Source organism: Actinomadura sp. B10D3, assembly GCF_039871695.1.
GTDB lineage: Bacteria > Actinomycetota > Actinomycetes > Streptosporangiales > Streptosporangiaceae > Spirillospora > Spirillospora madurae.
Genome location: NZ_JBDPLY010000029.1, coordinates 60417 through 85207, shown reverse-complemented (window position 1 = coordinate 85207; position 24791 = coordinate 60417). Strand labels below are relative to the sequence as shown.

23 protein-coding genes are annotated in these 24791 nt (G+C 73.0%); 10 read left to right on the top strand and 13 right to left on the bottom strand.

Features of this window, described 5'->3' with window-relative positions; translation table 11 throughout:
• Nucleotides 1-198: 198 nt before the first annotated feature.
• From infB to rimP, 4 genes are all read right to left on the bottom strand, one after another.
• On the bottom strand, nucleotides 199-3249 hold the full coding sequence (gene infB, locus ABGB11_RS33155) for a translation initiation factor IF-2 (protein ID WP_347639412.1): 3051 nt from the start codon (nucleotides 3247-3249) through the stop codon (nucleotides 199-201).
• A gap of 108 nt (nucleotides 3250-3357) precedes the next feature.
• Entirely contained in the window at nucleotides 3358-3630 is a 273-nt protein-coding gene (locus ABGB11_RS33150; RefSeq protein ID WP_347639451.1) for a YlxR family protein, read from the bottom strand.
• 34 nt (nucleotides 3631-3664) lie between these two features.
• Nucleotides 3665-4714: a transcription termination factor NusA gene (nusA, locus tag ABGB11_RS33145; RefSeq protein WP_347639450.1), complete on the bottom strand. Its 1050-nt coding sequence runs from the start codon at nucleotides 4712-4714 to the stop codon at nucleotides 3665-3667.
• A 25-nt stretch (nucleotides 4715-4739) separates the two neighbouring features.
• Nucleotides 4740-5357, bottom strand: coding sequence for a ribosome maturation factor RimP (gene rimP, locus ABGB11_RS33140; protein ID WP_347639411.1), 618 nt, complete (start codon nucleotides 5355-5357; stop codon nucleotides 4740-4742).
• Between the two features lie 208 nt (nucleotides 5358-5565).
• On the opposite strand from rimP, the gene ABGB11_RS33135 reads away from it, so the two are divergent.
• The 3 genes from ABGB11_RS33135 (at nucleotide 5566) to ABGB11_RS33125 (ending at nucleotide 8143) form a co-directional block, all read left to right on the top strand.
• Nucleotides 5566-6552 carry a DUF4439 domain-containing protein gene (locus ABGB11_RS33135; RefSeq protein WP_347639410.1) on the top strand — a complete coding sequence of 329 codons (987 nt, stop codon included), beginning with the start codon at nucleotides 5566-5568 and terminating at the stop codon, nucleotides 6550-6552.
• A gap of 80 nt (nucleotides 6553-6632) precedes the next feature.
• Nucleotides 6633-6980 (top strand): hypothetical protein, encoded by a 348-nt coding sequence (locus ABGB11_RS33130; protein ID WP_347639409.1) that lies wholly within the window; start codon nucleotides 6633-6635, stop codon nucleotides 6978-6980.
• Between the two features lie 95 nt (nucleotides 6981-7075).
• Nucleotides 7076-8143 (top strand): SAM-dependent methyltransferase, encoded by a 1068-nt coding sequence (locus tag ABGB11_RS33125; RefSeq protein WP_347639407.1) that lies wholly within the window; start codon nucleotides 7076-7078, stop codon nucleotides 8141-8143.
• Here the strand turns inward: ABGB11_RS33125 and ABGB11_RS33120 are convergent.
• On the bottom strand, nucleotides 8135-8836 hold the full coding sequence (locus tag ABGB11_RS33120; protein WP_347639405.1) for an HAD family hydrolase: 702 nt from the start codon (nucleotides 8834-8836) through the stop codon (nucleotides 8135-8137). The genes ABGB11_RS33125 and ABGB11_RS33120 overlap by 9 nt on opposite strands.
• Before the next feature lie 105 nt (nucleotides 8837-8941).
• Between ABGB11_RS33120 and ABGB11_RS33115 the strand changes: the two genes are divergently transcribed.
• The 4 genes from ABGB11_RS33115 (at nucleotide 8942) to ABGB11_RS33100 (ending at nucleotide 12819) form a co-directional block, all read left to right on the top strand.
• The gene (locus tag ABGB11_RS33115) at nucleotides 8942-10486 is read left to right on the top strand and encodes a hypothetical protein (RefSeq protein WP_347639403.1); all 1545 of its coding nucleotides are present in this window, start codon (nucleotides 8942-8944) and stop codon (nucleotides 10484-10486) included.
• A 57-nt stretch (nucleotides 10487-10543) separates the two neighbouring features.
• A complete protein-coding gene (locus ABGB11_RS33110) occupies nucleotides 10544-10816 on the top strand; it encodes a hypothetical protein (protein ID WP_347639401.1) in 273 nt (90 codons plus the stop codon).
• 122 nt (nucleotides 10817-10938) lie between these two features.
• A complete protein-coding gene (locus ABGB11_RS33105) occupies nucleotides 10939-12144 on the top strand; it encodes a lysylphosphatidylglycerol synthase transmembrane domain-containing protein (protein ID WP_347639399.1) in 1206 nt (401 codons plus the stop codon).
• A 141-nt stretch (nucleotides 12145-12285) separates the two neighbouring features.
• A complete protein-coding gene (locus ABGB11_RS33100; RefSeq protein WP_347639397.1) occupies nucleotides 12286-12819 on the top strand; it encodes a flavin reductase family protein in 534 nt (177 codons plus the stop codon).
• Here the strand turns inward: ABGB11_RS33100 and ABGB11_RS33095 are convergent.
• The 6 genes from ABGB11_RS33095 to ABGB11_RS33070 form a co-directional block, all read right to left on the bottom strand.
• Nucleotides 12816-14042 (bottom strand): ROK family transcriptional regulator, encoded by a 1227-nt coding sequence (locus tag ABGB11_RS33095; protein ID WP_347639449.1) that lies wholly within the window; start codon nucleotides 14040-14042, stop codon nucleotides 12816-12818. The two genes, ABGB11_RS33100 and ABGB11_RS33095, sit on opposite strands and share 4 nt — an antisense overlap.
• Nucleotides 14042-14800 (bottom strand): ATP-binding cassette domain-containing protein, encoded by a 759-nt coding sequence (locus tag ABGB11_RS33090; RefSeq protein WP_347639395.1) that lies wholly within the window; start codon nucleotides 14798-14800, stop codon nucleotides 14042-14044. Before ABGB11_RS33090 ends, ABGB11_RS33095 begins: the two co-directional genes overlap by 1 nt.
• A 198-nt stretch (nucleotides 14801-14998) precedes the next feature.
• Entirely contained in the window at nucleotides 14999-16285 is a 1287-nt protein-coding gene (locus ABGB11_RS33085; RefSeq protein ID WP_347639393.1) for an ABC transporter permease, read from the bottom strand.
• A gap of 11 nt (nucleotides 16286-16296) precedes the next feature.
• Nucleotides 16297-17082 carry an ATP-binding cassette domain-containing protein gene (locus ABGB11_RS33080; RefSeq protein WP_347639391.1) on the bottom strand — a complete coding sequence of 262 codons (786 nt, stop codon included), beginning with the start codon at nucleotides 17080-17082 and terminating at the stop codon, nucleotides 16297-16299.
• Nucleotides 17083-17196: 114 nt separating this feature from the next.
• Nucleotides 17197-18282 carry a sugar ABC transporter substrate-binding protein gene (locus ABGB11_RS33075; protein ID WP_347639389.1) on the bottom strand — a complete coding sequence of 362 codons (1086 nt, stop codon included), beginning with the start codon at nucleotides 18280-18282 and terminating at the stop codon, nucleotides 17197-17199.
• Nucleotides 18283-18576: 294 nt separating this feature from the next.
• Nucleotides 18577-18873: a hypothetical protein gene (locus tag ABGB11_RS33070; RefSeq protein ID WP_347639387.1), complete on the bottom strand. Its 297-nt coding sequence runs from the start codon at nucleotides 18871-18873 to the stop codon at nucleotides 18577-18579.
• A 199-nt stretch (nucleotides 18874-19072) separates the two neighbouring features.
• Here ABGB11_RS33070 and ABGB11_RS33065 point away from each other — a divergent pair, with 199 nt between their 5' ends.
• Both ABGB11_RS33065 and ABGB11_RS33060 read left to right on the top strand, forming a co-directional pair.
• Nucleotides 19073-19696, top strand: a complete 624-nt coding sequence (locus ABGB11_RS33065; RefSeq protein WP_347639385.1) for a hypothetical protein — start codon at nucleotides 19073-19075, stop codon at nucleotides 19694-19696.
• Between the two features lie 53 nt (nucleotides 19697-19749).
• On the top strand, nucleotides 19750-22272 hold the full coding sequence (locus tag ABGB11_RS33060; RefSeq protein ID WP_347639383.1) for a M14 family zinc carboxypeptidase: 2523 nt from the start codon (nucleotides 19750-19752) through the stop codon (nucleotides 22270-22272).
• A gap of 42 nt (nucleotides 22273-22314) precedes the next feature.
• Here ABGB11_RS33060 and ABGB11_RS33055 read toward each other — a convergent pair whose 3' ends face one another.
• Complete coding sequence (locus tag ABGB11_RS33055) at nucleotides 22315-22989, bottom strand: hypothetical protein (RefSeq protein ID WP_347639381.1); 675 nt, start codon at nucleotides 22987-22989, stop codon at nucleotides 22315-22317.
• 99 nt (nucleotides 22990-23088) lie between these two features.
• Here ABGB11_RS33055 and ABGB11_RS33050 point away from each other — a divergent pair, with 99 nt between their 5' ends.
• Nucleotides 23089-24159, top strand: coding sequence for a hypothetical protein (locus ABGB11_RS33050; protein ID WP_347639379.1), 1071 nt, complete (start codon nucleotides 23089-23091; stop codon nucleotides 24157-24159).
• 15 nt (nucleotides 24160-24174) lie between these two features.
• Here ABGB11_RS33050 and ABGB11_RS33045 read toward each other — a convergent pair whose 3' ends face one another.
• The gene (locus tag ABGB11_RS33045; protein WP_347639377.1) at nucleotides 24175-24750 is read right to left on the bottom strand and encodes a TetR family transcriptional regulator C-terminal domain-containing protein; all 576 of its coding nucleotides are present in this window, start codon (nucleotides 24748-24750) and stop codon (nucleotides 24175-24177) included.
• Nucleotides 24751-24791 lie beyond the last annotated feature (41 nt).

Here is a 24791-nt window from a genome sequence, read left to right as displayed (position 1 = left end):
GGTCGATCACCTCGGGTCTCTCAGAATGCGGAACGCGGCCGTCCGCCGCGTTCCCGAACATGACGGACGCCAGGCTAGAAGTCCGCCTGGCGCCGTGTCACCCGAAAAAGATCATCTCGCCGGCGTGCCGGTGGACCGGCCGCCGGGCCGGCTCGCCCGCGCGGCCCCTGCAGGGACCGCGCGGGCGTGCCGTCCGCCTCAGTCGCGGGGCTTCTCCCGCATCTCGAAGCACTCGATGACGTCGCCGAGCTTGATGTCGTTGTATCCCACGCCGATACCGCACTCGAAGCCCTCGCGGACCTCGGTCGCGTCCTCCTTGAAGCGGCGCAGCGACGACACCGTGAGGTTGTCGGAGACCACGACGCCGTCGCGGACGAGGCGGGCCTTGGCGTTGCGCTGGATGATCCCGGAGGTGACCATCGAACCGGCGATGTTGCCGATCCGCGGCACCTTGAAGATCTCCCGGACCTCGGCGGTGCCGAGCTGGGCCTCCTCGAACTCCGGCTTGAGCATGCCCTTGAGGGCCGCCTCGATCTCCTCGATCGCCTGGTAGATGATCGAGTAGTACCGGATGTCGACGCCCTCGCGGTCGGCCAGCTCCTGCGCGTTGCGCTCCGGCCGCACGTTGAAGCCGATGATGACCGCGCCCTCGGACGCCAGCGACAGGTTGACGTCGTCCTGCGTGATCGCGCCGACGCCGCGGCGGATGATCCGCAGGTTGACCTCGTCGCCCACGTCGATCTTGAGGAGGGAGTCCTCCAGCGCCTCGACGGAACCGGACACGTCGCCCTTGAGGATGAGCAGCAGCTCCTGCCGCTCGCCCCGCTCCAGGTCCTTGAACAGCTCTTCCAGGGAGCTGCTCTTGCGGCTCTTGAGCAGTTCGGCGTTGCGCTTGCGCGCGACCCGCTTGTCGGCGATCTGCCGGGCGACCCGGTCGTCCTCGACGACCAGGAAGTTGTCGCCCGCGCCGGGCACGGCCGCGAGGCCGAGCACCATCACCGGACGGGACGGGCCCGCCTCCTCGACGCTGTTGCCGTTCTCGTCGAGCATCGCCCGGACGCGGCCGTTGGCCACGCCGCAGACGATCGAGTCGCCGACCCGCAGCGTGCCGCGCTGCACCAGCACGGTCGCCACGGCGCCCCGGCCCTTGTCCAGGTGGGCCTCGATGGCCGAGCCCTGGGCGGGCATGTCGGGGTTGGCCTTCAGGTCGAGCTCGGCGTCGGCGGTCAGGACGATCGCCTCCAGCAGCCCGTCGATGTTGACGCCCTGCTTGGCGGACACGTCGACGAACTGGGTCGAGCCGCCGAACTCCTCGGCCACGAGGCCGTACTCGGTCAGCTGCGCCCGCACCCGGTTCGGGTCGGCGCCCTCGACGTCGATCTTGTTGACCGCGACCACGATCGGCACCCCGGCCGCCGTGGCGTGGTCGATCGCCTCGGTGGTCTGCGGCTTGACGCCGTCGTCCGCGGCGACCACCAGCACCACCAGGTCGGTGGTGTCGGCACCGCGGGCGCGCATGGCGGTGAACGCCTCGTGGCCCGGGGTGTCGATGAAGGTGATCTTGCGGTCCTCGCCGTCGACCTCGGTCTCGACCTGGTAGGCGCCGATGTGCTGGGTGATGCCGCCGGCCTCGCCCGCCTGCACGTTGGCGTGCCGGACGGCGTCCAGCAGCTTGGTCTTACCGTGGTCGACGTGGCCCATGACGGTGACCACCGGCGGACGCGCCTGGAGGTTCTCCTCGCCGCCCTCGTCCTCGCCGTACTCGATGTCGAACGACTCGAGCAGCTCGCGGTCCTCGTCCTCGGGGCTGACGACCTGGACGTCGAAGTCCAGCTCCAGCCCGAGCGCCATGAGGTCGTCGGGGTCGACCGACTGGGTCGCGGTGACCATCTTGCCGAGGTGCATCATGATCGCGACGAGCGACGCCGGGTTGGCGCCGATCTTCTCGGCGAAGTCGGTCAGGGACGCGCCCTGCGGCAGCCGGATGGTCTTGCCGTTGCCGCGCGGGGCCGAGACGCCGCCGACGGCGGGCGCCTGCATGTTCTCGAACTCCTGGCGGCGCGCCCGCTTGGACTTGCGCCCGCGGGCCGGACGCCCGCCGGGCCGCCCGAAGGCGCCCTGCGTGCCGCCGCGGCCGCGGCCGCCGCCACCGGGGCGCGGGCCGAAGCCGCCGCCCGGACGGCCGCCGGCACCCGCGCGGGGGCCGCCGAAGCCGCCGCCACCGGGACGGCCGCCGCCACCGGGACCGCGACCGCCGCCGCCTGGACCGCGACCGCCGCCACCCGGGCCGCGACCGCCACCACCGCCACCACCGGGGCCGCCGCGCCCGGGGGCGCCGGCGGGCCGCGAGGACGGCATGTTCATCGGGCTCGGACGCGGGCCGCCCGGCCGGGGCGGCATGCTGCCCGGGTTCGGGCGCGGACCGCCCGCACCGGGGGCGCCGCCGGGACGCGGACCGGGACGCGGACCGCCCGCGGCACCACCGCCGCCGGGACGGTCACCGCCCGGACGGGGCCCGGGACGCGGGCCCGGCTTGGGCGCCTGGCCCATGCCGGTGTTGGTCGAGCTGAACGGGTTGTTGCCCGGACGCGGACCGCCGGGGCCGCGGCCGCCGCCGCCCTGGCGCGGACCCGGGCGCGGACCCGGCTTGGGCGCGCGGGGACCCGGCTTGGGCCCGCCCGGTGCGCGGTTGCCGGTGCCCGGACCGGACGCCGGCGGGGCGCTCGGCCCCTGCGCGGCCGGCGCGTTCACCGGCGTGCTCGGCGCCGGCGGGACGGCCGGGCGCGGGCCCGGCTTGGGCGCTCCGCCCTGGCCGCCCTGGCCACCCTGACCACCGGGGCCACCCTGACCACCGGGGCCGCCCTGACCACCGGGGCCGCCCTGACCACCGGGACCGCCCTGGCCACCGGGACCGGCGGGGGCCGCGGGGGCCGGCTTGGGCGCGGAGGTGCGCGGACCGGGGCGCGGCCCCGGACGTGCGCCCTGAGAATCGGAACCGCCGCCGGGCGGACCCGGGCGCGGCGGTGCGGACGGGCGCGGCGCCTGCTTCTTGGCCGCGACCCGCCGGTCCCCCTGCTTGGGGGACGAAGAAGAATTTGAGAAGGCTTCTGTCAGCCTGCGAACGACCGGCGCCTCGATCGTGGAGGACGCCGAACGCACGAACTCGCCCATTTCCTGGAGCTTGGCCATGACGACCTTGCTCTCTACACCGAACTCCTTGGCGAGTTCGTAAACCCGGACCTTCGCCACTGCACTCCCTACTCGGTCCGGGGGTGCGGCCTCCGGACCGTCGCTAACTTGCCGTACTCATCGCGGCGTGCTCATCGAGCGCTCATAGCAATCTCGACCTGCTTCCGACTAGACGTCGCTTACCATTCGGCCATCCTGCTGCTGTGCGGCGCGTGCCGCAAGCCGCCGGCGCAGCGCACCGGAGTCGAGCGGCCCCGGAAGGCGGAACGCCCTCGGGAACGCCCGACGTCGCTCTGCGAGCTCCAGGCACTCCGGATCGGGATGCAGGTACGCACCCCGCCCCGGCAGCCGTCCTCGGGGGTCGGGGACGAGGACGCCCTCGACCGCCACCAGACGCAGCAGGTCGGACTTGACCGTGCGAACCCGGCAGCCCACGCACATACGAACAGGGGCCGCCCGGCCACGTTCCATGAGTCTACCGCGCCGAGGCGTCGGCGGGGCCGGTCGCATGCTCTCCTGGCGTAGAAGATCCGGATTGGCCGGAGCCGGCGGCCTTCGGGGGCGTCTGCCCGGGCTCGGTGTCGGACCGGATGTCGATCCGCCAGCCGGTGAGCCGCGCGGCGAGCCGGGCGTTCTGCCCCTCCTTGCCGATGGCCAGGGACAGCTGGTAGTCGGGCACGACCACCCGGGCGACCCGGCCGTCCGCGTCGACCACCTCGACACTCGAAACGCGCGCCGGGGACAGGGCATTCCCGACGAACTCCGCGGGGTCCTCCGACCAGTCCACGATGTCGATCTTCTCGCCGTGCAGCTCGGCCATCACGTTGCGGACCCGGCTGCCGAGCGGGCCGATGCAGGCGCCCTTGGCGTTCACTCCCGGCTTGCGCGAGCGGACCGCGATCTTGGTGCGGTGCCCGGCCTCCCGCGCGATCGCCGCGATCTCCACGGTGCCGTCGGCGATCTCCGGGACCTCCAGCGCGAACAGCTTGCGGACGAGGTTCGGGTGCGTCCGCGACAGCTGCACCGACGGGCCGCGGTGGCCCTTGCGGACCTGGACGACGTACGCGCGCAGCCGCTCCCCGTGGTCGTAGTGCTCGCCGGGCACCTGCTCCTGCGGCGGCAGGATGGCCTCGATCTTGCCGAGGTCGACCAGCACGTTGCGGGGGTCCTTGCCCTGCTGGATGATGCCGCTGACGATGTCGCCCTCGCGGCCCGCGTACTCGCCGAAGGTCAGCTCGTCCTCGGCGTCGCGGAGCCGCTGCAGGATGACCTGCTTGGCCGTGGTGGCGGCGATGCGGCCGAACCCCGTCGGGGTGTCGTCGTACTCGCCGACCTCGTTGCCCTCGTCGTCGGTCTCGGTGGCCCACACGGTGACGTGCCCGCTCGTGCGGTCCAGTTCGACGCGCGCCTTCGGCGCCGCGCCCTCCGTCCGGTGGTAGGCGATCAGCAGGGCGTCTTCGATGGCCTTGACGGCCACGTCGAGCGAGATGTCCTTCTCGCTCTCCAGTGACCGCAGGGCGGTCATGTCGATGTCCACGAGGTTCCCCCCTCTAGTCCGGCTCAGCCGGAGAACGCGTTTCCTCGGCCTTGTCAGCAGCGGGTTTGAACTCCACCTGCACACGGCCGCGCCCCAGCTCGCCGAGGCCGAACCGGCGCCGCACGGTCTCCGGCGCGCCCTTGGCCCCGGCTCCCTTGCCCCGGCGCCCACGGACGACGTCGATCTCGACGGCCTCGTCGTCGGCCGCCACCACGCGGCCCTCGACCTGGCCTCCCTCCGTCAGCGGGGCGACGACCAGCCGGCCGACGGCACGGCGCCAGTGCCGCGGCTCGGTGAGGGGGCGGTCGACACCGGGCGAGGTCACCTCCAGCACGTAGGGCGAGGTGCCCATGACGTCGGACTCGTCGAGCAGCCCGGAGGCGATCTCGCTCAGCCGGGCGATGTCGTCCAGCGCGACTCCGCCGTCGCCGTCCACGACGATCCTGACCAGCCGCCGGCGGCCCGCCGGGCGCACGTCGACCTCCTCCAGGTCGAAGCCCGCCGCGGTCACCTCGGGCGCGAGGAGCCGGGTCAGCTCGGCGGCCGCGGCGTCGCGCGTCGGGCGGGCCGGGGCGCCGGGCTGCCGGCCGCGCCTCCCTTGAGCGCGGCCGCCGCTGGACTCGACGCTCATGGGCCCTCCTCCTGTTGTGCCGCCGCGACGCGGGGGTCCCCGCTCGTCCGTTGACACCTCAAGACTATCGACCCCCGGAGACCGCAGCGGTCTTTCGGACGGCTCACCGGCGCGGCGGATATGGAATGCTTGAGCTGGCCCGATGGACGCGTCCGGAGACCCGCGGTCACAGCGGGCCACCACCACACCACCGGGTGAGGAGACTCCCTTGCCAGAGGCCGTGCCGCCCCTGCCGGGAAACCTGTCGCGCCGGGCCCTGCTGGGGCGGGGGCCCCTGCTCGGCGGCGCGGCGGCGATCGCGATGCCGTGGCTCGCGGGTTGCACCGCGAAGGCCGCGCCGCGCGGGGACGTGCCCACGCTCGTCGGCGCCATCGCGTCCGAGCAGAACCTGATCGCCGCGTACGAGGCGGCGCGGTCGGCGGACGCCTCGCTGGCCGGGCGGCTCGACCCCGTCCTCGCCCGTCACCGGAGCCATCTGGCGGTCCTGAAGCGGCACTACGTCCCGGGTTCGGGCGACCGGGCCGGCGAGGGCGGCGCCATCCCGCCGCCGAGCGCGGCGCCCGTCCCCGCCGGTGCCCGGGGCCTGGCGGCCCTGCGCGGCCTGGAGGAGCGGGCGGCGCGGGCGCGGGCCGCGGAGGCCGCGAAGTCCGGCCCGGCGCTGGCCCAGCTGCTCGCCAGCATCGGCGCGTGCGAGGCGGGGCACGCGATGGCGGTCAGGGGCGATCCCCCGCCCGTCCGGTCGACGACGGACGCCGAGGCCGCGCGGGCGGCGCTGGCCGCCGAGCACGCGGCCGTCTACGGGTACGGGGTGCTCGGCTCGCGGCTGCGCGGGACGCTCCGGCAGGTGGCGAAGGAGAGGTGGAACGCGCACCGCGCCCAGCGCGACACGCTGGCCTCGATCCTGTCGATCAAGCGGGTCGCGGCGGCGCCCGCCTACCGGCTGCCCGTCAAGGTCACGTCCGCGCGCGCCGCCGCCCAGCTGGCCGCGGCCCTGGAGGACGGCCTCGCCCCGGCCTACGTCGGCCTCGCCGCGGCCTCCTCCCCGGACCTGCGGGCCTTCGCCGCCGACGGGGCGCAGCGGGCCGTGGCGTGGTCGGCGCGCTGGCGCGCGAGGGCGGGGCTCGCCGCTCCCGCGGGCGCCTTCCCCGGGCTGCCGGACGCGGCGCTGTCCCCCCGTCCCGAACCGGGTGAGTGATCTCCGGCACGCGGGGAACGAAGTGCCCGAATCACGGCGTTAGTCCCATTTGCAGGGACGATCCGAGAGGAGGGAGCACAGTGACCACGACTGCGCGGCCGGGCGGGACGAGCGCCCTCGACGAGCTGCGGGCCGCCTACCACGAGCAGCTCACCCGGCTCGCGGCCGAGCGCGACGCGGCCCGCCGGCAGGCGCGCCGGGCCCAGGCCCAGGCCGACGTGGCGCGCGCCGACCTGGCGAGTCTCAAGAGCCGCGTCGCCGAACTGCTGAACGCCGCCGCGCGGCATCTTCCGGACCTGCCCCCCGTCGAGGAGCCCGCCACGCCGGAGATCCGCGCCGCCGGGGAGTCGCGGGCGCTGCCGGCCGCCGGAGCGGACACGCCCTCCGGGAAGGGCGACGCCGCGGACCGCTCCGCGCACGCCGCCTGACCGGGTAGGAGCGGCCCGTCCAAGGGCCGCGCCGAGACCGCCGGGCGCGGTCGTCCCGGCGGTCTTCCCCCTCGGGGTCCAGTAAGGTCCACCAGATGACCGCGTACGGCCTTCTCGTCTCCCCCTCGCACAACCGGGTCTATGCGCAGGCCGCCGCCGGCCTGGTGAAGGCGGAGCTGGAGGTGTTCGCCGAACGCGCCCTCGGCGGACGCGTCCACGACATCGAGGAGACCGCCATCGGCGGCGTCCCCTACGTGACCTTCTCCGCCGACCGGCTGAGGGACCAGGACGTCCGTCTCCTGTCGAACCTGTCGTCGCTGTACGCGCTGTTCGAGATCGAGGGCGACCTGCTCCGCCCGGTCATGCTCCAGCCCCTCGACCTGTTCGGCAGTGATCTGCTGACCATCCAGAAGTACTCCGGAAAGACGAACGAGTACTTCACCAGGCTGCTGCTGAACGTCACCGCGATGGCGACCGACTCCCCCATGGACCTGGTCACCGGCCGCCCCCGCGTCCTCGACCCCTTGTGCGGCCGGGGCACCACGCTCAACCAGGCCATGATGTACGGGCTGGACGCCGCCGGGATCGACATCGACGCCAAGGACTTCGACGCCTACGCGGCCTTCATCAAGACCTGGCTGAAGAACAACCGGGTCAAGCACCAGGCCGAGATCACCAACATCCGGCGGGAGAAGGCCGTCCTCGGGCGCCGCCTGCACGTGACGCTGGGCGCGTCCAAGGAGCGGTACAAGAGCGGCGAGACGATGGAGATCACCGTCGTGAACGCCGACTCGCTGGGCGCCGGCAGGTTCTTCCGCCCGGCCTCCTTCGACCTGATCGTGACGGACGCCCCGTACGGGGTGCAGCACGGCAGCCGCGCCAAGGGCGCGCAGCCCGGCCGCAAGGGGAAGCCGAACCTCTCCCGCAGCCCGGTCGAGCTGCTCGCGGCGGCCGTCCCCGAGTGGACGCGCCTCCTGCGTCCGGGAGGCGCCATCGGGATCTCCTGGAACACCTTCGTCGGACGCCGCGAGCAGCTCGCCGAGATCCTCGCCTCCAGCGGCCTGGACGTCCGCGACTCCGGCGCCTACCGCGGCTTCCGCCACCGCGTCGACCAGGCCATCACCCGCGACCTCATCGTCGCCGGCAAACCCGCGTCAGGGTGAGTGCCACCTCTCCACATGCGGGAGGAGTTCGGCCAGGTCGTGGATGCGGGCGTCCGGCGGTGTGAGCCCGGGACGCTCGAAGGCGGGGGTCGTCTGGTGGATGATCTGGACGGCCCGCAGGCCGGCGGCCTTGGCCCCGTGGATGTCGTCGTAGGGGCGGTCGCCCACGAAGACGCAGGAGGCGGGGTCGGTGGCGCCGACGGCGTCCATCGCGGCGCGGAACGCCCCGGCGTGCGGCTTCGTCCAGGGGATCTCGCTGGAGTAGACGGCGCCGTCGAGCATCCCGAGCACGTCGTCGCGGGCGAAGACGCGCTCGTGCCACGCGCGGCTCCAGATGGTGTTGGACAGCACGCCGATCTTGATGCCGCGCTCGCGGAGGGCGGTGAACAGGCCGGGGACGGCGGGGTCGGTGTGGGTGTGCGGGGTCCAGGTCTCGAAGTGGGTGGCCAGGAGCTCCTCGGTCGGCTCCAGGCCGGCCATCGCGAACGCCTCGGCGAGGGTGGCGCTGCGGTGCTCCTCGGTGCCGCGGCGCCACAGCTCGTCCTCGGCGGCGACGAGCGCGGCGACGGTCTTCTCGATCGTGTCCGCGGGGAGGTGGGCGGAGCAGATGGCGTGCCACATCTCGGCCAGTTCGAGGTCGTGCCAGGGGGTCAGCGTGCCGCCCCAGTCGAAGATCACAGCTTGTACGCCCATGACCGGATCGTAACCATCCGGGCGCGTTGAACGATCACCCATGTACGCGGTGGATCGTCCCGGAGGGCGCGGCCGGGTCACCCACGTCCCGTCGAGGAGCCCTCCATGCGCAGACCCCTGCTCGCCGCCCTGCTCTCCGCCGCCCTGCTGGGGGCCGCGGTCCCGGCGGCGGCCGACCCGATCCCCGATGGTCCGGGGAGGGGCTTCGTCCCGTCCTACATCGGCGGTCCGGCCGTGCCGAGGCCCCTCGCCGGACGTCCTGTCCCGGCCAACCCGCACCAGGGACCGGCGGGGACGTCGTCCATGCACGCCGACAGCTACGCGTCCGACACCTACCCGTTCCCGGGGCCGCTCGGCCGCGATCCGCGGGTGGGGAACGAGGCCAAGGGCGGCGGCCTGCCGGGCCTGTGCTCGACGGTGACCTTCGCCCGGCGGACCGGCCTGATCGTCGCGCAGTGCACGCGGGGGCAGAACTTCGTCCTGCGGCTGATCGATCCGAGGACGCTGAAGGACCTCGCGACGTACGACCTGCCGCCGAGGCCGTCGACAGTCCAGGCGGTGTTCTCGCTGAGCCTGGACAAGGTGCTCACCGACACCTCGGGCGGGGCGTACTACTACCTGGACCCGCAGGACCGCGCCGTCCTCGCGGACTCGGCCTTCCACCTGCGCCGTTTCGCCCACGAGAAGGGTCCGGACGGGACGTGGCGCTTCACGGTCACCGACGACTGGGACCTCAGCGGGCACCTTCCCCACGACTGCGCCACCTGGACGAACCCGTGGCCGAAGGGCGAGTGCGACCCGATCACCGCGGTCGGGCCGGACTGGGACGGCCTGATCTGGTGGATCACGCGCAACGGGCGCGTCGGCACGGTGAATCCCAAGACGGGGACCGTTCGGATGACGCGGCTCCCAGGCGAGGGCATCCAGAACTCCTTCGCGGCGGCCGAGAACGGCGTCTCGATCGTCTCCGACCATGCGCTCTACCGGATGCGTGCCGGCACGGACGGAACGCCGGCAATCGTCTGGCGCGAGGCGTACGACAGAGGCAGCGGACGGAAGCCCGGCCAGATCGACCAGGGCTCCGGCACAACTCCCACCTTCTTCGGTGACGGCTATGTCGCCATCACCGACAACGCCGATGACCGCATGCACGTCATAGTCCGTCGCAGGGACGACGGCGGGCTCGTCTGCCAGATTCCCGTGTTCGGTAGCGGAGCCAGTGCCACGGACAACTCTCTCGTTGGCTACGGGAACAGCCTGTTCGTCGAGAACAACTACGGCTACCGCAACTTCTTCGAGCTCCCGCCTGGAGGATCGTCCACGGGCGGAGTGAGCCGCGTGGACGTGAAGCCGGGCGGAAACGGCTGCGAGACCGTCTGGACGAGCAAGGAACGTTCGCCGTCCACCGTCGCGAAGGTCTCCGTGCCCGCCGGACTCCTGTACCTCTACACGAAGGAACCGCGCAAGGACTTCATCGACGCCTGGTACCTGACGGCAGTGGACGTCCACACCGGGAGAACCTCCTTCAAGGTGCTCACCGGGACCGGCAAGTGGTTCGACAACAACTGGGCGCCCATCACCCTCGGCCCGGACGGGACCGCCTACGTGGGCGTCGTCGGCGGGCTCGTCGCCGTCCGCGACCGCGAGTAGGGCTCCGGACATCGGGGATACCGGTCCGATCAGCGAATCCGAGGCGACGGAGGAGTCATGAGGGAACGCCGACCGGGCGAGGGCAGGGACTTCCGCGCGGACATCGACGACATGGGCGACGACGAGCAGGAGGAGGAGATCGCCCTGACCGAGCAGTACGTGGAGGATCCGCCCGACGACCATGTCATCGAGGTGCCCGAGGAGAGCGAGGACGGCGTCGGCATCAGCGACTACGAGAAGCAGTCGGCCCGGCGCGGCGAGGAGGAGCGGTGGCCCGACCCCAACGTCCCCGCCGAGAGCGACGCGGTGAACCCCACCCGCCGGCCCTGACCTGCGCCGGTCTGTGACGCGGGTGGCGAGAGTCACTTTGCGGTTCGTTTTCGCACTTCGGGGAATGTCATAGGCGGGCCGTAGGTTGCGCAATGCGAGCGAGCTTGCGAGGTGACCGGGACATGGACGACACAGTCACGGCACCGGTCCGTTCCCAGGACGATGTCGAGTCCTCGAACCCGTTCCAGGACGGGCCCGGCGAGCAGGCGGCACGGGGTCCCTGGTGGCGGCGCAGGGCCGGGCTGATCGTCCAGTGGGCGCTCGTCTTCGGCGCCCTCGCGGCGCTGCCGCTCTACGGTGACGAGCTTCCCGACCTCGGTGCGATCTGGACGGCCGCGTCGCACGCCGACCCGGGCTGGCTCGCCGTGGTCGTCCTCGCGGTCGCGGGGTCGATGGGCGCCTTCGCCCGGCTCCAGCGCCGGCTACTGCGCATCGGCGGGCTGCGGATGACGATGCGCCGCGCCTTCGCGATCACCTATGCGAGCAACGCCCTGTCCACCACGCTGCCCGCGGGGCCCGCGGTCAGCGTCGTCTACACCTTCCGGCAGTTCCGCCGCGGCGGGGCGTCGGCGCGGCTCGCCACCGCGGTCATCCTGGCCGGCGGCGTGATCACCACGACCGCCTACTCCCTGATCGGCCTGCTCGCGCTGCTGTCCGACCCGCACGCCCGCCGGTTCGCATTGCTCGCGCTCACCGTCCTGGCGGCGCTGGCCGTGCTGCTCGTCCCCGCGCTGCGATGGAGCGGGTTCCGCGCCCTGGCGACGGCGCCGCTGCGCCGCGCCCACCGGGCCGTCCTCGCCCATCCCCGGATCGCACCGCACGCCGAGCGGCTCTCCGGCGTCCGCGACGTCCTGCGGCCGACCCGCGGCGACTGGGCCGCGCTCATCGCGCTCGCCCTGCTGAACTGGGTGTTCGACATCCTGGCGCTGCTCTCGGCCGCGCACGCGGTGGGCGTCGCCGTCGACCCCAACGGCGTCGCGCTCGCCTACTTCGCCGCCCAGGCGGCGGGCAGCATGCTCCCGCTGCTCCCCGGCGGCCTCGGCGCCATCGAGGGCAGCATGGCCGCGTCCCTGGTCGCGTTCGGCGCGACCCTGTCACCTGCCGCCGCGGCCGTCGGCCTCTACCGGCTCGTCTCCTACTGGGCGGTCGTCGCCGTCGGCTGGATCGCGTGGGCGGCCCTGCACGAGGGCCCGCGCGTCCCGGCCCGCGTCAGGGCCCACCTGGCCGGCGCCGGGCGGCTCGCCCTGAACGGCATGACGTCGGCCGCGTGCGTCACCCCGTACGCCGCCGTCCTGCTGACCCCGCCCGCCGAGGCACCGCGTTCCTGATCACGGGTGCCGGATCACGGCTCGGTCCCGGGACCGAACCGCGGCCGGGACCTTCGGCTGAGATCGCGCCCCCGGGGAATCAGCACGGGCGACGGGAGGCTTTAGTGGTCATCGACGCATCCCCGCCAGGAACGGACCTCTATGCACGGATCGCCCAACGGCTCGTCCGGCCCCTCCGCCGCCCGCGTCGACGCGGCCGCGTTCCGCTCGGTGCTGAGCAGGTTCGCGACCGGCGTGGTCGCCGTCACCGCCGTCGACCCGGCTCCGGGACGTCCCACGGGCCTTGCCGTGAACTCCTTCACGTCCGTCTCCCTCGACCCGCCCCTGGTGGCGTTCTGCGTGGCCCACACGAGCCGGACATGGCCCCGGCTGCGCGCCGCCGGCCGCCTCTGCGTCAACATCCTGGCCGAGTCGCAGGTCGACGTCACCGAACGGCTCGCGTTCGGGAACGGCGACGAGAAGTTCACGGGCATCGGCTGGTCGCACACCCCCGGCGGCGCCCCGCTGATCAGCGACGCCCTGGCGTGGATCGAGTGCTCGGTCGAGCAGGAGCACCTCGCCGGCGACCACATGATCGTCGTAGCGCGCGTTCACGACCTGGCCCAACACCACGACGGCCCACCCCTGATCTTCTACAACCGCTCCTACGGGACGTTCGCCCGTGAACGCGACTAGACGGGACTGTCTTCGGGGGCTCTGAGTCTGGCGAGGACTTGGACGGGGTCGGCGAGGACTTCGGCGAAGGCGAACTCGGCGGCGCCGACGAGGGTGGTGTCGTCGCGGAGGGCGGCGGTGCGGAGCTTGACCTTCTCGCGGGAGGCAGCGAGGGCGCCGTTGGTGAGGACGCTGCGGATGGGGGCGGCGGCGCCGAGGTAGATGTCGCGCAGCGTCCCGCCGAAGACGATCATGCCGGGGTTGAAGATGTTGACGAGGTTGGCGACGCCGAGGCCGAGCCAGGAGCCGACCCGGTGCAGCGCCTCGCGGGCGACGATGTCGCCGGCGTCCGCGGACAGAACGATCTGCCGGACGGCGTCGCGCCCCGCCTGGCCGGGCTCCTCCTCGCGGCCGGCGTGGTGCAGCAGCGCCCGCTCCCCCACCTCGGCCTCCAGGCAGCCCTTCGCGCCGCAGGCGCAGAGCCGGCCGCCGGGATTGATGATCATGTGGCCGATCTCGCCGCCGAAGCCCTGGTCGCCGCCGAGGAGCCGGCCGTGGGCGATGATGCCGCCGCCGACGCCGACGTCGCCGTGCAGGTAGATGAGGTCGTCGCAGCCGACCCCGGCGCCGCGCTCGTGCTCGGCGAGGGCGCCGAGGTTGGCGTCGTTGCACACCGAGACCGGGATGCCGAGGCCGAGGCGGCGCGACAGCGCGTCCCCGAGCCGCAGCTCGCCCACGTCGAGGTTCGGGCCGAACATGATGGTGTCGTCGGAGCGGCGGACGGTGCCGGGGAACCCGAGCGCCGCGCCGACGCAGACGGCGTCGCGTTCGGCCTTGCGGACGAGGGAGCGGGCGCCCGCGACCAGGACGCCGAGCAGGTCCGAAGGTTCGGAGTCGCGGGCCCGGGGGCCCTCGCGGCGGTCCAGGACGACGCCGCCGAGGCCGACGCGGGCGACGACGAGCCGGTCGACGCCGACCTCGAACGCCAGCACGTAGACGCGGGTGGACTCGGGCCTGACCACGAGCGACGGGCGCCCGGCCCGGCGTCCGGGGCCGCGCGGCAGCTCCTCGCGGACGAGCCCGGCGGCGGTGAGGTCGGCCGTCAGGGCCATGATCGTGCTGCGGTTCAGACCGAGGGACTCGGCGAGCGTCGCCCGGGACGCGGGGCCGCGCAGGTGCACGAAGCGCAGCAGGGTTCCGAGGTTGTGGCGCCGGATGTCCTCTTGTGACGGGCCCGCCTTCATCATCGGCGCAGCCCCACCGGTCCGCCGCCTCCCGAAGTGATCAGCTCGACGACCTGGCGGTGGGTGACGTCGGCGGTCCTGACCTGGGCGACCATCCGGCCGAGGTAGAGGGCGGCGATCCGGTCGGAGATCGCGAAGACGTCGTTCATGTTGTGCGAGATCAGCACGACGGCGAGGCCCTTGTCGGCGAGGCGCCGCACGACTTCGAGGACCTGCTGGCTCTGCGCGATGCCGAGCGCGGCCGACGGCTCGTCCAGCACCACGACCTTGCTGTCCATCAGGACGGCGCGGGCGATGGCGACGATCTGCCGCTGCCCCCCGGACAACGTGGAGATCCGGCGCCGGACCGAGCCCAGCGTGCGGACGGCGAGGCCGGACAGCGCGGCGCGGGCCATCTCCTCCATCGTGTCCTCGTCCAGGGTCAGGCCGCTGCGCTGCTCCCGTCCGAGGAACATGTTCTGCACGATGTCGAGGTTCTCGCAGAGCGCGAGGTCCTGGTGGACGATCTCGATGCCGAGGCGGCTGGCGTCCCGCGGGGCGCCGACCCGGACCTGCCTGCCCTCGAAGCGGTACTCGCCCCGGTCGAGCGGGTGGATGCCGCCGATGCAGTTGACCAGCGTGGTCTTTCCCGCGCCGTTGTCGCCGATGAGCGCCGTGATCTCGCCGGGGTACGCGGAGAACGAGACGTCCTGCAGGACCTGGACGGAACCGAAGCTCTTGTCGATGCCGCGCAGGTCGAGCGCCGGTGTCTTCGACATGCCGACTGGCTCCCACCGTCCCACACCGCCGCCACCCGCCAGGCGGTCGAGGTCAGTGAGCGTACCAGCCGGGTTCCCCGCGCGGGAACGGCCGGGCGCGGCGCCGGGAGCGGGCGCCCACGCCGGGGAGCCGGTGGTGCGCGCCACCGGCTCCCAGGCGTCCCCGGCCGGGTTCACGGGATCACCGGGTTCCCGCCGTCACCGGCCGGCCACCGACCGGCGGCGCCTGGCCAGCGCGTCCATCGTGGCGGCCAGCAGCAGCACGACGCCGGTGATGAGGAAGCTCAGGTAGGCCCTGGTGCCGAGCAGGCCGAGCCCGTTCTCGATGATGGCGATGACGAGCCCGCCGAGCACCGCGTCCCGCGCCTTGCCGCGCCCGCCGAACAGGCTGGTCCCTCCGATGACGGCGGCGCCGACCGCGTACAGCAGCGTGTTGCCGCCGCCCGCGTCGGTGGCGACCGAGTTCAGCCGGGACGCGGCCACGATGCCGCTGACCGCCGCCAGCCCGGAGCCGATCATGAAGACGGAGATCCGGATGCGGGCGACGTTGATGCCGGCCCGGCGCGCGGCCTCGGCGTTGCCGCCGACGGCGTAGATGTGCCGCCCGTAGCCGGTGCGGCCGAGCACGAAGGTGCAGACGATCAGCAGCACGCCGACCAGCAGCACGCCCCACGGGATGCCGCCGAGCGTGATCAGCGGGCTGGGCGCCCGGTCCAGGCTCAGCACGTAGGTGCTGATCAGCAGCGCCGCGGCCACCACGGCCGACTGCGCGAGCACGAACTCCAGCGGCTTGGAGTGCAGGTCGCGGACGCGCTGGCGACGCCAGCGCACGATCTGGGTGGCGGCGTAGCCGACCGCGCAGGCCGAGGCGAACGTCCAGCCGAGCCAGATCGGCATGTTCTTGTTGGCGAGCGCCACGATGACGTCGTCGCGGACGGGGACGGTGCCGCCCTCGCCGATCAGCCTGAGCGTGATGCCCTGCAGCCCGAGGAAGAACGCCAGCGTCACGACGAACGACGGGATGCGCAGGACCGAGACGAGCCAGCCGATCACGGTGCCGATGATGATCCCGCTCGCCACCGCGCTGATGATCGCGACGTACCAGGGCTGGCCGGCGTCCACGACGAGCTTGGCCATCACGGCCGCGCTGAGGCCGCTCGCCACGCCGGCCGACAGGTCGATCTCGCCGACCAGCAGCACGAACACCAGGCCCATCGCGAGGATGGTGATCGGGAGCGCCTGGGTGGACAGGTTGGCGATGTTGGCCTTGCTGAGGAAGGTGTCGGGCTTCAGCGCGGTGAACAGCACGACGAGGGAGATCAGCCCGAGGATGGCGGGCAGCGCGCCGAGCTCACCGGACTTGATCTTGTTCCAGTAGTCCAGCGCGGCGGAGCGCATGTCGTGCTCGCGGCGGTCGGCCGCGAAGTCCGAATCCGCCAGCTTGTCCATGGCGACTTTCTTCTGCCTGGGGAGGTCGGTGGACACGTGGTCCCCCTTCAGATGCTCTCGGCGGCGGTCGTCGGCGCGAGACCGAGATCGCCGGAACGGCCGGCGGTGATGAGCTCCACGACCTGGCCGTGGGTGACCTCGGAGCGGGCGACGTCCGCTGCGACACGGCCGAGGTAGAGCGCGGTGATGCGGTCGGCGACCTCGAACACGTCGTTCATGTTGTGCGAGATCAGCACGACGGCGTGCCCGCTGTCGGCGAGCCGCCGGACGAGGTTGAGCACCTGCCGCGTCTGGGCGACGCCGAGCGCGGCGGTGGGCTCGTCCAGGATCACGACCTTGGACTCCCACAGCGCCGCCTTGGCGATGGCGACGGTCTGGCGCTGCCCGCCGGACAGGCTCGACACCTGCTGGCGGACGGACTTGACGGTGCGGACCGACAGGCGCGAGAGGACCTCCCGCGCGGCCTCCTCCATCGACGCCTCGTCCAGCACGAGCCCCCGGCGGCGCTCGCGGCCGAGGAACATGTTCTGCACGATGTCCAGGTTGTCGGCGAGGGCGAGGTCCTGGTAGACGACCTCGATGCCGAGATCGGCCGCGGTGCGCGGCCCGTCGATGGTCACCGGCCGCCCGTCGAACTCGACGTGCCCCGAGTCGATCGGGTGGATGCCCGCGATGCACTTGATCAGGGTCGTCTTGCCCGCTCCGTTGTCGCCGACGAGGGCCATGACCTCGCCCAGCCGCAGCGTGAAGTCCACGTCGTGCAGGACGTGGACGGCACCGAAGCTCTTGTTGAGCCCGGTCAGGCGGAGGACGGGGTCTCCGTTTTCAGCCACGTGTTTCCTTCCGAGTCTTGTCGCCCGTGGCGGGCCCCCGGCGTCCCGGGTTTTCCGGGTACCCGGGACGCCCTCAGCGGTGTGGGACCCGCCACGAGGTAAGGGCAGGGAGCGTTATTGGACCGCGATGCCCGCGGCCTTGCACTTGGCCGCGTACGCCCCCTTGCAGAGGTCGGCCGCCTTGACGGCGCCGTCGTCGATGACCTGCTTGACGTTCTCCTTGGTGATGCCGATCGGGGTGAGCAGCACCGACGGGACGTCACGCTTGCCGACCGGGTCGTGCTCGGTGGCGGTGGTCTCGCCCTTCTCGCCCTTGATCAGCGAGACGGCCAGCTTGACGGCCGCGTCGGCCTCCTGCTTGGTCGGCTTGTGGACCGACGTGCACTGCGTGCCGTCGAGGATGTTCTGCAGGCCCTGCAGGGTGGCGTCCTGGCCGGTGACCGGGACCTTGCCGGCCCGCTGGTTCTTCTTCAGGATCGAGATCACCGCGTTGCCGAGGTTGTCGTTCGCGGCGAGCACGCCGTCGATCTTGCCCTTCTGCTCGGTCCACATCTGCTCGAAGAGCGTGGCGGCCTTCTCGGCCTTCCAGTCCGGGACGGGCTGCTCGGCGACCTTCTTGTACGTGCTGACCTTGTCGAGGACGTTGTGCGAGCCCTTGGCGAACAGGGTCGCGTTGTTGTCGGTGGGCGAACCGTTGAGGTAGACGATGTTGGCGTCCTTCTCGCCCAGGCACTTCTTCAGGCCCTCGGCCATCGTCTCGCCGACCTTCACGTTGTCGAACGACACGTAGTAGTCGGCGACGCCGCCGAGCGTGAGCCGGTCGTAGTCGATGGTCTTGACACCCTGGGCCTGGGCCTTGCGCTGCACGGCCGCGGCGGAGTTCGAGTCGAGCCCGGTGATGAGCAGGACGGTGACGCCGCTGGTGAGCATCTGGTCGGCGATGGTCTGGAACCGCTGGGCGGAGCCCTCGGCGTTCTGGATGTCGCTCTCGACCCCGGCGGCCTTGAAGGCCTGCTGGAGGTAGGGGCGGTCGAAGTTCTCCCAGCGGGCGGAGGAGGCGGTGTCGGGCAGGATCACGCCGACCTTTCCCTTGGCCGCTCCGGAGTCGCCGCCGGAGTCGTCGCCGTCGTCGCCGCACGCGGTGAGGCTGAGCGCCGCGGCCGTCGTGAGGGCCATCAGGCTGAGGATCCCCTTGCGCATAGCCCGGGTCCTTTCTGGGCGTGGCCGCGTGCCGCGGCCGGGGGTGGCCGGTGCCGGTGGGCGAGATCACATTCCCACCGACGTGAATGTTGTGCCCCGCAACTTATGTCGCGTTCGCCTGTCGCGCCAGACCTCGCGCCCGCTTGATTTGTTGTCGGCGGTAACAATCAAGTAACGCGAGATCAACACGGGTGAAACGGGAGATGGCGGGCGGCGGCGGGACGGGTGGCGGCAGGCGCCCGCCGGACCCGCCTCCAGCGGGCCCGGTCAGCGAAATGTTTCGCGGCTCAACATTCAGCGAGCGGCGAGGACGAACGCGACCCGGTCGGCCGCGCCGGCCACGTCGTCGGCCGCCCCGATGCGCTCCGCCCACGACCACCAGTACCACCAGCCGTCGGCACCCTGTTCCGCCAGGATGTTCTCGGTGAGGGCGGCCGCGTCCGGGGTCATCACGTGCAGGCTGGGCGACTGGCCGCGGGGCAGGGTGAGGCGCACCCGGAGACCGCGCTTGACCAGCTCGTCCCCGAGCTCTTCCAGATATTCGATCCGCGTCTTCGACGGCGCGGCCGTTCCCGTATCGTCAGGCGTCATCCTTGTTCCTCACGGATTCCGCGCGGCCCGACGTGCCTTCAGCGTCCCGCTTCGCCCGCCCGTGTGCAAGCACCTCGGCTGGTCAACCGGGTGATGGCGGGGCGAGCGGACACGCGCGCACCCCGCGTTTCGGAGGTCGGCGGAACCTTATCCGGGATATCTTGCGCCTAACACATCAACCGGAACTTGGGGGCGGACGATGACGGTGGGCGCGGGTGCGGAGCCAGGGGCCGGCCCGTCCGCGACTCCGGCGGGCGGCACCGCACGCGGATCGCGGACATGGCACCGGTTCCACTACGCGATCGGAGTCTTCCTCATCGCCTACGGCGCCGCGGGCCTGCTCAGCGCGGCGGTGCTGTGGGGCGACCGGGTCGAGGAGATCGAGGGCTACTTCGGCTCCGGTCCGGCGACGGCCGTCCTGGTCCTGGTCAAGGTGGCCGAGATGCTCCTCGTCCTCTCCGCCGCGGCCGGGCTCGTCCTGCGCCGGGACATGCTGCTCGTCCCGCCGATGGCCGGCTGGATGGCCGGGTTCGCCATGTTCGCCGTCCTGGACGTCTTCACGGGCAGGTGGGGCGGTCTTCTCCAGCACCTGGTCTATCTGGCGGGGTTCGTCGTCCTGCTGTTCGTCTCCTACGGGCTGAGCGCGAAGGCCCAGCTCGCGGCCGCCAGGAAGGGCGCCGCGCCGGCCGCGCCCGACACGCCGGGACGCGGGCCGGGCGGCCTCACCCGGACCCAGGAGTTCGCCCTCCAGGCGATCAACCGGGCCGCCTCGCGGGCCGCGTCGCTGACCGGGCCGCGGCAGCGCCCCGAGCCGCGCGACTGATCTTGGCAGAGTTGCCGTTGGTGCCGTTGGCGCGCGGTGCCACGTTGTGGCTCATGAGAGCCCGAAAACTGACGTTGCCCCTGGTGCTGGCGGCGTCCCTGGCGGTCCCGGCGTCGCTCGGCGCGCCCGCCGCCGCGCAGCCCGCCGCGCCGGCGGCCGGCTGCGACCCCACGCGGACCGCACCGGTCTACCGCGGCAAGGTCCCCTCTCCCCAGCAGGTCCTCGGCTTCGACCTCGGGGAGCGTCCCGTCACCGCCGCCGAGTCCGACAGGTACCTGGAGACGGTCGCCGCCAAGAGCGAGCGGGTCGTGTCCGGAACCCTGGCGACCACCGCGCAGGGACGCCCGCTGAAGTACGCGATCGCGGGACGCCCCGAACTGATCTCCAAGGCCGGGCTGGCCAAGGTGCGGCTGGAGGCCGGCCTGCTGCGCGACCCCCGCACGCCCGCCGCGCTCGCCAGGCGGATCACCGAGCGCGGGGTCCCGATCCTGTGGGTCAGCGGGAACGTCCACGGCGACGAGCCGAGCGGCACGGACGCGGCGCTGCGGGTCCTGCGCGACCTCGGTGACCGCGGCGACTGCGCCGCCACCGGGATCCTCGCGAACGCGCTCGTCATCGTCCTGCCGACGCAGAACCCGGACGGGCGCGAGCTGAACACGCGGCAGAACGCCTACGGCTTCGACATGAACCGCGACTGGTTCGCGCGCACCCAGCCCGAGACCGACGGCAAGCTGGCGATGCTCAACCAGTACCCGCCGGTCCTCTACATCGACGCGCACGAGATGGGCGGGACGTCGTACTTCTTCCCGCCGAACGCCGACCCGATCTACCACGAGACGCCCGAGCAGGCCGTCGGCTGGATCAACGACACCTACGGCGCGGCGATGGCGGCCGAGTTCACGCGGCAGGGCATCGACTTCTTCAACCGCGACGTCTACGACCTCTTCTACCAGGGCTACGGGGACTCGGTCCCGACCAGCGCCTTCCACGCCGCGGGGATGACCTTCGAGAAGGGCGACCAAAGCCCGTATCCGGAGCGGGTCGAGGAGCAGTACCTCACCCAGTGGGTGTCGCTGTCCGCCGCGGCCCGCGACCGGCGCCGCATCCTCACCGAGTGGCGCCGGATGACGGTCGACGCCCACGCGCAGGGCAAGGCGGGGACGCTGGAGCCCAACCACGTCTACAACCCGCCCAACCAGGTCGACCGGCCGGTGCCGGACCGGAAGGTGCGGGCCTACTTCCTCCGGGACGACGACCCGGCCAAGCGCGCCGCGGTCCGCCACATCGTGCGCAGGCTCCAGCGCATGGGCGTGCGCGTCGAGAGGCTCGTCCGGCCGCTCACCGTCCCCGACTTCAAGGCGTACGGGCAGCCGGAGGCCAGGACGACGCTGCCCGCGGGCACGTACGTGATCTCCATGGCGCAGGGTCGGAAGCACTGGATCCAGGCCATGCTGAACGAGGATTCCTACACGCCGTTCCCGTACTTCTACGACGTGACGGCGTGGAGCCTGCCGCTGCTCGCGAACGTGTCCGGCGGGTCGTCCGGCGCCGTCCTGCGCCCGAAGGCGGTACCGGTGCCGACCCCGGCGGCGCCGCGGCCCGGACACGAGGGAAAGGCGCCCAAGCTCGCGATCCTGCAGCTGTCGGAGACGTCGTCCTCGGCGCGGCAGTCCACGGGCTGGCTCCGGCACCGCCTCGACCGGGACTGGAAGCTCCCGTTCACGCTGCTCACCCCGGCGGACGTCGCCGCGGGCAAGCTCACGGGCTTCGGCGTGGTCCTCGCGCCGAACGGCCCGGCCGCGTCCGCCCACACGGCGCTCGGTGACGCGGGCCGCGGTGCGCTCCAGCGGTGGGCTCGGGACGGCGGCCGCTACGTCGGCTGGCAGGGCGGCGCCCAGCTCGCGGCACGGCTCGGGCTGACGACGGCGACGCTGGCCGAGCCGACGTCCGACATCCCCGGCACGCTGCTGCGCGTGAAGGTGGACGGCGCGAGCCCGCTGGCGAAGGGCGTCGGCGCCACGGCCTGGAACTTCACCTCCTACGACCTGGTCATGAAGGCGTCCAGCGGCGTCGCCGTGGCGTATCCGGAGGCGGGCTCGCCCGACTGGTTCGTCTCCGGGTACGAGCGCGGCGCGTCCGAGCTGGGCGGCACCGCCGCGGTCGTGGACCAGCCCGTCGGCGAAGGACGGTCCGTGCTGTTCGCGGCCGAGCCCAACTTCCGGGCACTGACCGACGGGACGGCCGAGCTGCTCTACAACGCGATCCTGGGGCCCGACCCGGCGAAGGCGGCGGCGCCGCAGGCGAGCGCGACGGCCAAGGCGGCGCAGGAGGCGGCCGGGCTGCCGTCGTACGAGTCGCCGATCCGGGTGTCGGTGAAGGCGGCGGACGCGGCCGGAGCCGTGTCCGTGCTGCGGTCGGTCGGCGCGAAGTGGGCGGAGCGCCGCGCCGGCGGCGTCGTCCACTACGTGATCGACAACCCGCGGGGGCTGCCGGTGGACCACCACCCGTTCGCCGGCCGCCTGCCGTCCCTCATCCGCGCCGCCGGCATCACGCCGGTCGCGCTCACCCTCCCCTGATCCGCGGGCGCGGCGCGCCGGGCCCGTCCCGGCGCGCCGCGCCTACCGGCGGACGAGCCAGGCGGTCGCGGTCATCGTGCCCGGCGCGACCTCGGTGAACCCGCCGTCGCGGACCGCGACCCCCGCCTCCTTCACGCAGCGGCTCCACGGCACGTCCCGGACCAGGTGGACGGGCGCGCCGGCCTCGACCCACGCCGCCACGTGCCTGCGGCGGCCGCGGCGGAGGAGGAGCTGGGCGGCGTGCCCGCACTGGGCGGCGGCCTTCCCGGTCGTGATCGTCACGTCCGGGTTCAGGGCGATCGCGGCGTACGGGGGCTCGGGCGGCGGGCCCGGCTCCGCCTCGTCGGGCAGATCCAGGCCCGCCACCTGGAGCTTGGCCAGCTGCGGCGGGAGGTCCGACACCGGGCCGGGCGGGAACGCCCGCACCTGCGCGCCCGCGTGCTCGACGGTGACGCCGGGCAGCGCCCCGGCCTCCGGCCAGCGGACGCCGCGGGCGCGCCGGGTCACCTTCCTGATCCGGCGCGCCTCCCACTCCCGGACGGCCTCGTGCCACTCCCCCTCCGGGTCGGCGGCCCGCGGATCGGTGAGCAGCCTCACGACCGCGGTCGCCGCCGCCTCGCAGACCGCGCCGTGATTGGGCGGATCGGCCTTCTCCGCGCGTACCACCAGTTGCATGGCCCATGGCGGATCATCGAGGGGGTCGTAGTCAGGTCGCACGCGTGGAGTATTCCAAATCCGATCCGGCTTTCCCGACACGGATGTGGGTACTGCAACTCTTGCCGTCCCCCGTACGTCGGTTCAGGTGGGAGGTCGCCCGTGACCCATGGCGCGTGGAACGATTCCATACCCGGGATCGGCACGTTCTTCGTCGGCATCGACGTCGCCCCCGGCCGTTACCGCTGCGAGGACGGCAAGGGCGGCTGGTGGGTGCGCTTCACCGGTCCGGGCGGCGGCGACCCCGTCGGCTCGTGGCCGCTGCCCGCCGGGCCGACCGAGATCGAGATCGCGCCGACCGACTTCGCGTTCGAGACGCACGTGTCCACGTCCTGGCGCCGCATCGCGCCGCCGCGCTCCCCCGGGGACGGCGCCCCCGCCGAGCCGCGGCCCGTCGCCGATCCCGCGCTGCGGGCCGAGCTGGACACCATCGTCGCGCGCCGCAAGCCGCTGCTGTGGCTGGCGCCGCTGTCGGTCCTCGCGCTCGGGCTGATCGGCTCCCCGCTGCTCGGCTCGCTGTGGCTGATCGGCCTCGGCATGCTCGCGGTGCTGGTCGCGCTCGGCACCCCGTCGGTCTCGCTGGACCTGCGCCGCGCCCGGGAGCTGGAGCGGCGCCGCGACCGCTACCTCACCCCGGAGGACTTCGACGACGAGGGCCGCGCGCTGCTGGCGCGCGTCCAGACCGCGATCGACGCCGTCCGCGACTCGCAGGTCAACCGCGAGGGGCTGCTGGACGCCGTCGACAACGCCGTCACGCTGCCGCGCCAGGAGTGGGAGATCGCGCAGGTCCTGGCGAAGCAGTCGAAGCTGCGCGCGGAGCAGGAGGAGATGGCCGCGGCCGACACGATCCCCGAGGTGGAGGCGGCGCTGCGCCCGCTGCGCGACAAGCTCGACGTCTCGGTGGAGGCGGTGACGCGCCGCGTCGAGGCGCTCGAACGCTACGCCGAGCGGGCCCGCGCGGCCGACGAGGTGCTGCGCGCCCAGCGGCATCTGGAGGCGATCGCCGAGAAGGCGCACGAGTACGACGAGCTGCTCGCCGACACCGTCCGCGACGACCTGGCGCTGCCCGCGATCGAGCGCCTCACCGAGCAGGGCGACGAGCTCGTCCGCACCCTGCGGGAACGCCTCGCGAAGGCCGCCGAGGCCGGCGGGGAGCTGCCGCCCCCGTCCTAGGGCGGGGCCGCGCCGTCAGAAGAGCGCGTCCAGGTGGTGCCGCAGGATCTCCGTGGCCGATTCCGGACTCCGCCGCCCCACCAGCACGCTCGTGCCCAGGCCGTGCGCGAGCGCCAGCATCCTCGCCGCCTCCATCGCCGGGTCTCCGGGCACGCCCGCGTCCGCGAGGACCCCGGTGAGCCGCCGCTCCAGCCGGTCGGGGCCGTCCACGAACGGCTGCGCGGCCAGCGACGGCTCGGTCAGCGCCAGCACGGCGTAGGACGTCCACACCTGGTGGAAGGCGCGGCTCTCCGGGTCGGTCGGCAGCGCCTCGGCGAGCAGCGCCTCGACGACCTCGCGGGGCGAGGGGTCCTCCAGGCCCTCCAGGCGGGCCGCCCACCGCTCGTGGCTCTGCCGTTCGAGCCGCTCCAGCGCCGCGTTCATCAGCTGCGCCTTGCTCTCGAAGTAGTACTGGACGAGCCGCAGCGAGACACCGGCCTCGGCGGCGACCGAGCGCATGGTCACGGCGTGCAGCCCGTCCCGCCCGGCGACACGGACCAGCCCGTCGATGATCTGCGCGCGCCGCGCGCCGTGGTCGGCCGTCCTCGGCACGCACCCTCCTCCCGTTATGTGATACGAACGTATCATTATGG